Annotated in this window: 10 protein-coding genes; 2 read left to right on the top strand and 8 right to left on the bottom strand. The window is 59.8% G+C overall.

Annotation, left to right across the window (positions count from 1 at the left end; all coding sequences use genetic code 11):
- The first annotated feature begins 641 nt into the window (after positions 1-641).
- Complete coding sequence (locus PMI28_RS06395; RefSeq protein ID WP_007990317.1) at positions 642-923, top strand: DUF6124 family protein; 282 nt, start codon at positions 642-644, stop codon at positions 921-923.
- 233 nt (positions 924-1,156) lie between these two features.
- Here PMI28_RS06395 and PMI28_RS06400 read toward each other — a convergent pair whose 3' ends face one another.
- From PMI28_RS06400 to plsB, 4 genes are all read right to left on the bottom strand, one after another.
- On the bottom strand, positions 1,157-1,798 hold the full coding sequence (locus PMI28_RS06400; protein WP_007990315.1) for a hypothetical protein: 642 nt from the start codon (positions 1,796-1,798) through the stop codon (positions 1,157-1,159).
- A 237-nt stretch (positions 1,799-2,035) separates the two neighbouring features.
- On the bottom strand, positions 2,036-2,725 hold the full coding sequence (locus tag PMI28_RS06405; RefSeq protein ID WP_007990313.1) for a DUF4197 domain-containing protein: 690 nt from the start codon (positions 2,723-2,725) through the stop codon (positions 2,036-2,038).
- 24 nt (positions 2,726-2,749) lie between these two features.
- Positions 2,750-3,148 (bottom strand): YbaY family lipoprotein, encoded by a 399-nt coding sequence (locus PMI28_RS06410; protein WP_007990311.1) that lies wholly within the window; start codon positions 3,146-3,148, stop codon positions 2,750-2,752.
- A gap of 149 nt (positions 3,149-3,297) precedes the next feature.
- A complete protein-coding gene (plsB, locus tag PMI28_RS06415; RefSeq protein ID WP_007990309.1) occupies positions 3,298-5,799 on the bottom strand; it encodes a glycerol-3-phosphate 1-O-acyltransferase PlsB in 2,502 nt (833 codons plus the stop codon).
- A 236-nt stretch (positions 5,800-6,035) separates the two neighbouring features.
- Between plsB and PMI28_RS06420 the strand changes: the two genes are divergently transcribed.
- Complete coding sequence (locus tag PMI28_RS06420; protein WP_007954750.1) at positions 6,036-6,245, top strand: cold shock domain-containing protein; 210 nt, start codon at positions 6,036-6,038, stop codon at positions 6,243-6,245.
- Between the two features lie 125 nt (positions 6,246-6,370).
- Here the strand turns inward: PMI28_RS06420 and PMI28_RS06425 are convergent, their stop codons facing one another.
- The 4 genes from PMI28_RS06425 to PMI28_RS06440 form a co-directional block, all read right to left on the bottom strand.
- Positions 6,371-6,748 (bottom strand): hypothetical protein, encoded by a 378-nt coding sequence (locus tag PMI28_RS06425; protein ID WP_007990307.1) that lies wholly within the window; start codon positions 6,746-6,748, stop codon positions 6,371-6,373.
- Between the two features lie 84 nt (positions 6,749-6,832).
- A complete protein-coding gene (locus PMI28_RS06430; protein WP_007990305.1) occupies positions 6,833-7,642 on the bottom strand; it encodes a putative RNA methyltransferase in 810 nt (269 codons plus the stop codon).
- Positions 7,642-8,793 (bottom strand): succinyl-diaminopimelate desuccinylase, encoded by a 1,152-nt coding sequence (gene dapE / locus PMI28_RS06435; protein ID WP_007990303.1) that lies wholly within the window; start codon positions 8,791-8,793, stop codon positions 7,642-7,644. Before dapE ends, PMI28_RS06430 begins: the two co-directional genes overlap by 1 nt.
- Before the next feature lie 239 nt (positions 8,794-9,032).
- The gene (locus tag PMI28_RS06440; RefSeq protein ID WP_007990300.1) at positions 9,033-11,624 is read right to left on the bottom strand and encodes a glycosyltransferase; all 2,592 of its coding nucleotides are present in this window, start codon (positions 11,622-11,624) and stop codon (positions 9,033-9,035) included.
- Positions 11,625-11,692 lie beyond the last annotated feature (68 nt).

The following is an 11,692-nucleotide window of genomic DNA, read 5'->3' as shown; positions in this document are numbered from 1 at the left end:
GGGCTTGCTCGCGAAGGCGATCTGCCAGCCAACCAATTTCTCGCAGATACACCCAATCCCCCTGTGGGAGCGGGCTTGCTCGCGAAGACGGCCTGCCAGCCAACCAATTTCCGCCGAATGCACTCGGTCCAATTGTGGGAGTGAGCCTGCTCGCGATGACGGCCTGCCAGCCGACCAATTTCTCGCAGATACACCCAATCCCCCTGTGGGAGCGGGCTTGCTCGCGAAGGCGACCTGCCAGTCGACCAATCCATCACAGATGTACCCGATCCAATTGTAGGAGCGAGCCTGCTCGCGATGGCGGCTTATCAGTCAACAACGTTTATCGCTCAAGCCAACCATTCAGACCATTCCCACAAGACTTTCAGGTTGCCCGTCGGAAGCACGATCTCTAGCCTTTGACCGTCGCTGCCAATTCAGCGACCGGGACTGCAAGCCCGCCAATAGTTTGTTAGGCGCCCACTGGCGCACCTATAATCGTGGCGCTTTTTTAGCGACCACCGATTTATGGTGGCTGTGTGCGGGAGATCTTCGGGTCTGCCGGGTTTGCCTAACGACTCGGTCTTGCAGACCCGCATACAGCTGCCACCCATCATCTGCAAGTGATGCTGGCTGCTCCAACTTTTGTTAGGAGCTTCACAATGATCAAACCCAGCCCCAACCCCCCGGCCCCAGAGTCCGAAGAAAATACCGGCACTCCACACCGCCCCTGCCCAATTTTCACCATCCGCCCGGACGTCGATTCTGAAACCCTCCTTGTCCATGCCTACGAAACCCTTGCCTCAGCCAATGTAATGGCAACCGAACTGTCGTCCATCCTGACCGGCCCAACCTGCAATCTGACTCTCGGCATTCAGCAGATGATTGTATTGGCGCAGCTATCGGTGAATCGCGTGCTGGATCAACTCGATTCGCCTCAATAGCCCAACGAAAAAGCCCGCTGAACCTTTGAAGGTCGGCGGGCTTTTGGTTGTTGCCGTTAGCTAAAAGTTACAAGGTCCCGAACACCTTCTTCGCCACCTGGTGCCGCTGAGGATGCCCTTGGCCCAGGATCAGTGTTTTTATGAGCAATTCCATATCGAAAGGCGCCAGTAGAATACTGACGCCTGTGACGTGAAATAAGTGGATCTTACGTCAAGTGTCGATTCGCAGGCTTTTAGGTAGAGGCACCGAAATCTGCAAGATGAACAACATCATCAGGCTTCAGTATCAGTTTCGCTGGGTGAAGTCCCAGCGACAGTCGGCGCTGGCCATAGGTCTCAAATGAGCCGACCAGCGTGTAAAGTCGGCCCGGTTTGATCATGGACGGGTCATATTTCAGATAGAAATTAGTTTGCCCGGTCAAGCCGACCCCTTCACACACAAGGGTTTCGGAGTTCTCATCGCTAACGGGTTCAATCAGCTTTACATACAGTTTCGAGTCGGCAGGGTAACCAATCCTCGGCATCCAGGTCTTTTCCACGGCGATGTAGCCCACGGGGCTCAAATGAATGTCTGCATCGTGATCGCCGCCTGCCCAGTGGAACTCTCGCTCTATATCCAGCAAGAGCGCGGTGTTCTGGTGGAAGATTTTTACGTTGATGACAAAGCGACTTCCGACGGCATTCAGGTTTGAATCGACATGGACAGCGAAATTGATGGGGCGTGCCGAGGGTAGTGTGTTGCTGCCCCATATGCCGTGAGGGATCGGCACAGTTCTGTCGGTAACGTTTTGTACTCTGATATTGATGTCGCAGCCTTCCGGTACTTCGTAGTCCGGAGGAAAGTGCAAGAGCGCGTTGATTGTATGTTGCGTCATAATGATTTCCTTATCCGTTGGTTCGTCGAAATGACGAGCGCTGAGCGTATCCCCAAAGCAATCAAGCCTTGCGTAGGAAGAACTCTCTGTGAGAAGGCGAATCGCAGACGGGATTGATCGGAAACGTCCTTGTTTCCGGGAAAGGTGACGGTCAGTTGTGTTCGACAAACCCCGCCGCATCTTCACTACAATGCAGCGCACCAGTTCAGGCTCGCTACTACAGCGGTTTCTCGGGGCTTAGAGCGTGCCAAACACCTTCTTCGCCAAACTGGTCGCCGCAGCCGCCGGGTTCTGGCGGATGGTTTCTTCCTGTTTGCCGATCATTTCGAACAAGCCGTTCAGCGCCTGCTCGGTGACGTAGTTTTCGACGTTGGCGTTTTTTGCATCCACTACGCCCATGGTCGCCGCTTGCCCGGCGAACGAGTTGTATTGCTGGGCCAGGCCAACCTTGTCGGTGGCTTGCTTGACGATCGGCAGGAACTTGGCGCGGATCTGCTCGCGGCTGGTCTTGTTCAGGTATTGGGTGGCCGAGTCGTTGCCACCGCTGAGGATGCCCTTGGCATCTTCCACGGTCATTTTCTTCACGGCATCGACGAGGATGGGCTGGGCCTGGGTCACGGCGGTTTCGGCGGCCTTGTTCATGCTGGCTTCCAGTTCATCGACCTGGTCACCCATGCCGAACTGTTTCATTTTGCTGGCGACCTTGCCCAGTTTGCCCGGCAGTTCGATCTTCACGTCCGGGTTGTTACTGAACCCACCCGGGGTACCGAGCTGTTTTACGGCCAGTTGCGCGCCTTGGGTCAGCGCGTCCTTGAGCCCGCCAGTAGCGTCTTTCTGCGACAGGTCGCTAAGGGACAGCGCCAGGGCGCTGGCAGAGATCATCAAACCTGCGCACAGGCCGGCAAAGCGGAGGGTAGGGCGGAGCATGGCAACTTCCTTTTTCAAAGGTATTTAGCGGGCCGCGTCAACGCGGACCTTCAGCGGTTGTGGATCGGTGCCGTCCAGGCGTACAGCGTGATTTTCGGTGGTTATGAACATCAGCTTGCCGTCGACTTCGATACGCGCGCTGACTGAGTAACGATGACCCGGTTTGACCTGTGCCGGATCGTAACTCAGATGGAACGGTAGCGGCACTTGGCCTTTGACCTGGCCTTTCTGTTCGTCGAGGACCACGGCCGGTGCGTCGGCGAGCGACACGTCCTGCAAGCTGACGCTCAGGGTGGCGGTGGGCGGCAGGGCGCTGCGTTGCAGGTAGAAGACTTCACCGTCGAGGCTGGTTTTCGCCGCAGGTTGAATCGACTGACAGGCACCGAGCAGGGTGCTCATTGCCAGGATAGAGAGTTTTTTCATCGGAGATCTCCGTATCGAAGGCGCCAGAAGCAGCCTGGCGCCTGTAGAGGTGTGGGAGCGGGCTTGCTCGCGAAGTCGGTGTATCAGACAACAGAGATGTTGCATTTCACACCGCTTTCGCGAGCAAGCCCGCTCCCACAGGTTCTGCATCAGGCCTGTGGCGCTGGGACTGCTTGATCCGCCGCATCTTCACTGCGATGCAGCGCCACCTGGCGGATCGACAAGCGAATCTCCGCCGGCAATACGCGCTTGGCCGCGCCCTCGGCCAGTTCACCGAGCAGTTCGTGATAGCTCAGCTTGCCCGCTTCGTCGCGCTTGAGCACGTCAAGGTCGAGCATCGTCTGGATGAAGTGGCGGAACAGGCTCTTGTCGAAGAATTCCGGGGCGTTCAGGCCATGCAGGATCGACAGGCGCTGGGCCATGACTGTGCACAGGTCCTCCAGTTCTTCGGCGCTGATGCTGTTCTGGCCGCTGTTGAGCAGCAGCGACACGGTCATGTAGAAGCGTTGCAGAGTCTGGGCGATGCTTTTCGACAGCAGGGTCAGCAGCACGAAATGCCGTGAGCTTGGCGCCGGGCGCAGGTACACGTCGTTCTCGAAGCGCAGCAGGCCTTGTTCGACGAACGCCTCCAGCCATTGATCGATCACCCCGTCCAGCTCATCCAGCGACCAGCGAATGAACAGTTCCGCTTGCAGGTACGGGTAGAGCGCGCGGGTGTAGCGCAGGATCTGTTCGCGACTCATGCGCGATGCACTCTGGAAGAAACTCGCCAGCAGCGCCGGCAAGGCGAAGATGTGCAGCACGTTGTTGCGGTAGTAGGTCATCAGGACGGCGTTCTGCTCGTCCAGATACAGAATCTTGCCCAAGGCATCGCTCTGCTCGGACAGCAGGTCCATGTCCTTCACATGCTCGATCAACGCCCGGCCGTCACCTTCCGGCAGGGTGGTGTGTGGCGAATAGGGGACCTTGCGCAGCAGCGCCAGATACAGGTCGAGCACCCGCGCCATGGCGCGATCATCCAGAGCCAGGCGGCTGGTGGACAGCAGCGCCAGCGCAACGAGGTTGACCGGGTTGATCGCCGCCGCTTCGTTCAAATGCCGGGCGACTTTCTCGCCGAGACGGTTGGTGGTTTCGTTGAGCCAGGCGGGTCTGAACTGCGGGCCGAGTTCCTGCTTGCGCCAGTCCGGCTGCTCGCTGTCGAGGAATTCCGCCAGTTTGATCGGCTCGCCGAAGTTCACGGCGACCTGGCCGAAGCGCTGTTTGAGTGCGCCAATGACTTTGAAAATATCGAAGATCGACTCTTTCTTCTTGCTCGCGCCGCGCAGTTCGCCGAGGTAAGTCCGGCCTTCCAGCACACGCTCGTAGCCGATGTACACCGGCACGAACACGATGGGCATGCGCGAGGAACGCAGGAAACTGCGCAGGGTGATCGCCAGCATCCCGGTTTTCGGTTGCAGCATGCGCCCGGTGCGCGAACGGCCGCCCTCGACGAAGTACTCCACCGGGAAGCCCTTGGTGAACAGGGTGTGCAGATACTCGTTGAACACCGAGGTGTACAGCGGGTTGCCCTTGAACGTGCGGCGCATGAAGAACGCGCCGCCACGCCGCAGCAGGCCGCCGATCAGCGGCATGTTGAGATTGATCCCGGCGGCGATGTGCGGCGGGGTAAGGCCGTTGCGGAACAGTAGATAGGACAGCAGCAGATAATCGATGTGGCTGCGGTGGCACGGCACATAGATCACTTCGTGACCCTGGGCGACTGTCTGCACGCCTTCGATGTGGTTGACCTTGATGCCGTCGTAGATCTTGTTCCAGAACCAGCTCAGCACCACTTCCATAAAACGGATCGCAGTGTAGGTGTAGTCCGAGGCGATTTCGTTGCCGTATCGCAGGGCCTGGGCCTTGGCTTTTTCCGGTGAAATGTTCTCGCGTTCGGCTTCGTCGAGGATCGCCTGTTTGACCTGTGGCTGGTTCAGCAGGCCCTTGACCAGGTTGCGGCGGTGGGAAATGTCCGGGCCGATCACCGCAGCCTTCAGGTTGCGAAAGTGCACCCGCAAAATGCGCTGGGCCATGCGCACGGTGCGTTCATGGCCCTTGTTGTGCTCGATCAGTTCACGCAGATGGATCGGCGCGGAGAACTGCACGCGGGTCTTGCGCCCCAACACGATGACGCTGAGCAAGCGACGCAGACGCCCGGTCACGGCCCAACTGTCGGCGAACAGGAGTTTCCATGGGCTGTTTTCGCTGTCCGGCGATTGGCCCCAGAACACGCTGACCGGAATGATCTGCGCGTCTTCGGCGGCGTTCTGGGTCAGGGCGCTGACCAGGCGGGTCAAGGTCGGCGGTGCGCCGCGCTTGTCCTGGCGGCCGAGCCAGTCCGGGTCCGGCGTCAGGTAGAAGAACGCGGCAGGTTCCAGCAGGTTGCCCACCGATACCGGCAACACCGGGCGCGGCAGGCCGGCCTTGCTGCACTCGGTGTCGACCACGGCGAGATCGGTCAATGAAGGGTTTTGCAGGACGTAGAACACCGGACGACTGCGGTCGAGGTTAAGGGTGAACGACGACTGGTTGATCGTCTCGGAGCGAACCCAGAGGTACAACAGTCGGCGCAGGGCGCCAAACACAAGACGGCGGAACGGGGAACGGGTCATACGGCTTCTGCATGAGTGAATGAAACCAAGCGTTTGCTTGGGCGGCCGATAGTGTGCCGGATTCGTCGAAAATCGGCAAAAAAGCGTGGAAGTAAACTCCTGTTGAGAGTTTTGACGTCTGTCATATACTCGGCGCTCTGTCGCCGTTGCCCTCATGGGACCGGTATGCGCAGGCTGACGTTCCCGAGGCTTTCCTGCGAAAAGCCCGATCAATAATAAAAAGGGAGTATGAACAAATGGCAACACGCGAAACCGGCAACGTGAAGTGGTTCAACGACGCCAAGGGCTACGGCTTCATTCAGCGCGAGGACGGGGTGGACGTGTTCGTGCACTACCGCGCAATTCGCGGCGAAGGGCACCGCTCGCTGACCGAAGGCCAGCAGGTTGAATATGCGGTGGTCGAAGGGCAGAAGGGGTTGCAGGCTGAGGATGTTGTAGGTCTGTAATCACGCAAAACCATTGTGGGAGCGGGCTTGCTCGCGAATGCGGTGTATCAGTCAAAATTGATGTCGACTGATACACCGCATTCGCGAGCAAGCCCGCTCCCACATTGGATCGGCGTTACTTATTCTTAAGCCGTTTTCCAGGTGATCTCTTCTTCACCATCGGCGCTGATGCGAATCCAGCGGTCGGCTGTCTCCTCACCTTCTTCCTCGACCCAGCTACCCGGCGCGCAACGCACTTCGACGTTCAGCGCGGCAAACGCGGCGCGGGCACAGGCGATGTCGTCGTCCCATGGGGTCTGGTCGCTTTCCAGGTACAGGCTGTTCCACTTGCCGACGGCTTTTGGCAGCCAGGTCACCGGCACGGTGCCGGCCTTGCACTTGTAGGTCTGGCCCTTCTGGACCCAATCCGTGCACGGGCCCAATGCCGCACCGAGCCAGGTGGAAATGGCTTTGTGGTCGACGTCGGCGTCTTTCAGGTAAATCTCGATATCGGGTTGGCGCATGGATGTCCTCACTGCGGGTCTGAAAAATCCATTCGCGGATTTAGCCGGCCTTGAGCCGTTGCCCAAGACCAAAAATGTTTGAAGTTATTGAAGAACGAAATAATCGTAGCGCATCGACACGGTGACCTCGAACGGCTCGGCCTGCTCGATCACGGCTGCACGGCGCTCGGCACTGGCGCGCCAGCCGTGGGGTGTCATGGCCAGCAGGTTCGCCCGGTCCTGACCGCTGGCGAGCGTCAATTTGAACTCCAGGGTTTCACTGTGCGCCAGCGCCATGCCGTCTGGTACCAGGTCCAGGTGCTTGTCGTCGATGTACTCGCGGACTTCATCGTACAGCCGCTCACGCAATTCCATCAGATGCCCGCTGGTCGGTCCGACCTTCATCAGGCCGCCGCCAACACTGAGCAGGCGTTTGGCTTCTTCCCAATCCAGCGGGCTGAAGACGCTCGCCAGGAATTGGCAACTGCCCGATGCCAACGGCACCCGCGCCATGCTGGCGATCAACCAGGTGATTTGCGGGTTGCGTTTGCAGGCGCGTTTGACGGCTTCCCGGGAAATATCCAGCGCGTAGCCTTCGGCACCCGGCAAAGCCTCGGCGATTTGCGCGGTGTAGTAACCCTCGCCACAACCGATGTCCAGCCAGTGCTGCGGCGCATAGCTGGCTGCCAGCTCCGCCAGACGCCTGGCCACCGGCGCATAGTGCCCGGCATTCAGGAAATCACGGCGGGCTTCGACCATCGCCTGGTTATCCCCAGGGTCGCGACTGTTCTTGTGCTGCACCGGCAACAGGTTCAGATAACCCTGACGGGCACGGTCGAAACGATGCCCGGCGGGGCAGACCACGCCGTTGTCCACCGCATTCAGCGGCTCACTGCAGATCGGACATGCAAGCATCAGGCAAGCAACTTGATCAGGGTCTGGTAGTAGATTTCGGTCAGCACGTCGAGGTCCGCTGCCAGTACGCGCTCGTTGACCTGGTGGATGGTCGCGTTGACCGGGCCCAGTTCAACCACTTGTGTGCCCATGGTCGCGATGAAGCGACCGTCGGAGGTGCCACCGCTGGTGGAGGCCTTGGTTTCACGACCGGTGATGTCCTTGATGCTCGACGACACCGCGTCCAGCAGCGCGCCTGGCTCGGTGAGGAACGGCAGACCGGACAGGGCCCAGTCGACGTGCCAGTCCAGGCCATGCTTGTCGAGGATGTCGGCGACGCGCTTTTGCAGGCCTTCGACGGTGGATTCAGTCGAGAAGCGGAAGTTGAACACCGCCACCAGGTCACCCGGGATCACGTTGGTCGCACCGGTGCCGGAGTTGACGTTGGAGATCTGGAAACTGGTCGGCGGGAAGAAATCGTTGCCGTGGTCCCAGTGCTCGGCGGCAAGTTCCGCCAGGGCCGGGGCCGCGAGGTGGATCGGGTTCTTCGCCAGGTGCGGGTAAGCCACGTGACCTTGCACGCCGCGCACGGTCAGCTTGGCGCCGAGGGAGCCGCGGCGGCCGTTCTTGACCACGTCACCCACCAGGGTGGTGCTCGACGGTTCGCCGACGATGCACCAGTCCAGACGCTCCTTGCGCGCGGCCAGGCGTTCGACCACCGCCTTGGTGCCGTGGTGCGCCGGGCCTTCTTCATCGCTGGTGATCAGGAACGCGACTTTGCCCTTGTGATTCGGGTAGTCGGCGACAAAACGCTCGGACGCGACGGTCATGGCGGCGAGGCTGCCTTTCATGTCGGCGGCGCCACGGCCGCAGAGCATGCCGTGTTCGTCGATCAGCGCGTTGAACGGCTCGATCTGCCAGGCGCTCACCGGGCCGGTCGGGACCACGTCGGTGTGGCCGGCGAAGCACAGCACCGGACCGTCGTCCTGGCCATGGGTGGCCCAGAAGTTATCCACATCCTCGATGCGCATCGGTTCCAGGGTGAAACCGGCATCGCCCAGGCGCTGCATCATCTGCTTCTGGCAATCGGCGTCGACCGGCGTCACGGACGGACGGCGGATCAGGTCGATGGCGAGTTGGAGGGTCGGCGAAAGGTCGGCGTGGGCCGTCATGGAAAACTCCGGAATCATGAGATATGGGCTTGGGCTTCAATGTGGGAGCGGGCTTGCTCGCGAAAGCGGTGTGTCAGTCAACATACGCCTCAACTGTTACAACGCATTCGCGAGCAAGCCCGCTCCCACAGGAATTGGGGTCGATCGGTAAACCGCGACATGCCCAAGCCCTGCAAAATGGCGGTTATCTTAAAGCAAAACGGCGACCATTGGCCGCCGTTTAGTACATCCGCAGAGATTTAGACCGCTGGTGCCGTTTCAGGCTCGGCGGCCGGTTTCGGCAGCGACGACAGGAACGCCATGATCAGCGCCGCCAGATACGGCAGCGACTGCACCAACAGCATGGTGACCCAGAAGCGCATGTCGTTGCTCGGCATGCCGTTGACCAGATAAATCCCCAGCGCCGCGCTCCACAACAGCAGCATGATGAACATCTCTTCCCGGGCTTCCGAAATCGCTACCCAGAAGCCATGGTTGTCGGCGTTTTTCGGCGTACGGAAGAACGGAATGCTGCTGGTGAAGAAGCCGTACAGCACCGCTTTGGCGATGGTGTGGGACAACGCCAGACCGGCCAGTGCCGCGCAGAAGGCATCCTTCAAATTCACTCCAACCGCACGACGGTAGAGGAAGATGATCTTGGCGACCTTGAACACGAACAGCGCCAACGGCGGGATCGCGAAAATCAGCAGCGGTGGATCGACCCGTTGCGGCACGATGATCATCGCCGCCGACCACAGCAGTGCGCCGACGGTGAAGAAGATGTTCATGCCGTCCGCCACCCACGGCAACCAGCCCGCGAGGAAGTGGTAGCGCTGGCCGCGGGTCAGCTCGGTGTCCTTGCCGCGCAGCAGGCTGGCGGTGTGGCGCTTGATGATCTGAATCGCTCCGTAAGCCCAGCGGAAACGCTGTTTCTTGAAGTCGATGAAGGTATCGGGCATCAAGCCTTTGCCGTAACTGGTGTGGTAATACGCTGCCGACAGGCCTTTCTCGAAGACCCGCAGACCCAGTTCGGCGTCTTCACAGATGCACCAGTCGGCCCAGCCCAGTTCTTCGAGCACCGAGCGACGGGTCATGGTCATGGTGCCGTGCTGGATGATCGCGTCACGGTCGTTGCGGGTGACCATGCCGATGTGGAAGAAGCCTTTGTATTCCGCGTAGCAGAGCTTCTTGAACGTGCTTTCGTTCTGGTCGCGGTAATCCTGCGGCGATTGCACCACGGCGATTTTCGGGTCGGCGAAGTGCGGCACCATGTGCTTGAGCCAGTTGCGGTCGACGCAGTAGTCCGAGTCGATCACGGCAATGACTTCGGCATCCTTGGCGGTGTGCGGAATCAGGTAGTTCAACGCGCCGCCCTTGAAACCGGCGAGCGGTGCCACGTGGAAGAACTTGAAGCGCGGGCCGAGGGTGGCGCAGTAGTCGCGCACCGGTTCCCAGACCGCCGGATCCTTGGTGTTGTTGTCGATGATCAGGACTTCGAAATCCGGATAGTCGAGGTTGGCCAGGGCGTTGAGGGTCTGTTTGACCATCTCCGGCGGCTCGTTGTAGCAAGGCACGTGAATCGATACTTTCGGGCGGTAGCTGGAGTCGCCCTCCACTGGCAGGAACTCGCGGCGGCGTTTGTGCACCCACACGGCTTCGGCCAGTTCATGGGCTTCGGTCAGCAGCACGATAAACACCCCGAGCGCACCGAGGGCGAGCAAGACGCCCACCGTCAGGCTGAACCAGGTGCTGTATTGCTGGCTGTAGTCGTAACCGATCCACACCAGCACCGAACCGCACAGGAACGCGATAAAGGTCAGGAAGGTACGGCCACGCTGGCGCAGGGCCGAGCCGTCGATCATCAGCAGGGTCAGCGACAACAGCGCCAATACCACCGAACCAATGGCCAATACGCGCCATTGCGGAATCGCCACCACCGGGCCTTCGAAGTTGAACTTCTGCTGGCGCGCGGCGTTGAACACGCCCCAGTAGGCGCCGACGGAACCTTCGTCGCTGGCTTTCCACGGTTGGTCAAATGCTTCGATCACGAAGTAGTTGAAGCCCTGGCGGTTGAGCTTGTTGACCAGGGTTCGCAAGTAAATTGCCTGGTCTGCCGGTGATGCATCGGCACCACCGCGCATGCGGCCGTTGCTCGGCCAGCCCACTTCGGACAGCAGCAGCGGCTTTTTCGGGAACATCTTTTTCAGGTCGCGGGCGCGATCCAGAACGAACTGCTGGGCCTTGTCCATCGGGATGAACTCCCAGTAAGGCAGGATGTGCGCGGCGATCAGGTCGACGTGCTTGGCCAGTTCCGGGTGTTCTTCCCAAACGTGCCACTGCTCGGACGTGGTCACTGGCACCTTCACGGCGGCACGGACACGATCCAGCATGACACTGAGTTCCTGGGCGGTAATTTCCTTGCGGAAAATCGCTTCGTTGCCCACCACCACGCGAACCACGCTGCGTGAGGAGTTGGCGATTTCAATGGCGCGGGTAATTTCCCGTTCGTTGCGTTCCTGGTCCGGGCTGATCCAGATCCCCAGCGTCACCCGCAAACCGAACTCTTCCGCGAGTTTCGGGATGTCTTGCAGGGAGCCATCGACCGAGTAGATGCGGATGTTATCCGTCAGCTTGCTCATGATCTCCAGGTCACGGCGCATCTCATCGTCGGACGGATACTGATCCTTCTGTGGGAATTGTCCTTGCTGGAACGGTGAGTAGGAGAAACCGGAGATCTGCTCCGGCCAGTTGGGGGCGGTGACCGGGCGATTGATCAGCGCCCAGAAGCCGGTAAACAAGGCTGCGATGGCGAGCACCACGACCAGGTTGAGTCCAAATTTACGCGATGACATGGTTATTTCAGGTTCCAAAGGCTGTGGAACGAAGGAACGGTTGGCTGCCGCCAAGGGGCGCGCATCCT

Source organism: Pseudomonas sp. GM48 (assembly GCF_000282335.1).
Classification (GTDB): Bacteria; Pseudomonadota; Gammaproteobacteria; order Pseudomonadales; family Pseudomonadaceae; genus Aquipseudomonas.
This window is presented reverse-complemented; position numbering and strand designations above follow the sequence as displayed.

Coding starts and splice junctions, on each gene's coding strand:
- PMI28_RS06395 (WP_007990317.1), top strand. CDS start 642: ATGATCAAACCCAGCCCCAACCCCCCGGCCCCAGAGTCCGAAGAAAAT.
- PMI28_RS06400 (WP_007990315.1), bottom strand. CDS start 1,798: ATGACGCAACATACAATCAACGCGCTCTTGCACTTTCCTCCGGACTAC.
- PMI28_RS06405 (WP_007990313.1), bottom strand. CDS start 2,725: ATGCTCCGCCCTACCCTCCGCTTTGCCGGCCTGTGCGCAGGTTTGATG.
- PMI28_RS06410 (WP_007990311.1), bottom strand. CDS start 3,148: ATGAAAAAACTCTCTATCCTGGCAATGAGCACCCTGCTCGGTGCCTGT.
- plsB (WP_007990309.1), bottom strand. CDS start 5,799: ATGACCCGTTCCCCGTTCCGCCGTCTTGTGTTTGGCGCCCTGCGCCGA.
- PMI28_RS06420 (WP_007954750.1), top strand. CDS start 6,036: ATGGCAACACGCGAAACCGGCAACGTGAAGTGGTTCAACGACGCCAAG.
- PMI28_RS06425 (WP_007990307.1), bottom strand. CDS start 6,748: ATGCGCCAACCCGATATCGAGATTTACCTGAAAGACGCCGACGTCGAC.
- PMI28_RS06430 (WP_007990305.1), bottom strand. CDS start 7,642: ATGCTTGCATGTCCGATCTGCAGTGAGCCGCTGAATGCGGTGGACAAC.
- dapE (WP_007990303.1), bottom strand. CDS start 8,793: ATGACGGCCCACGCCGACCTTTCGCCGACCCTCCAACTCGCCATCGAC.
- PMI28_RS06440 (WP_007990300.1), bottom strand. CDS start 11,624: ATGTCATCGCGTAAATTTGGACTCAACCTGGTCGTGGTGCTCGCCATC.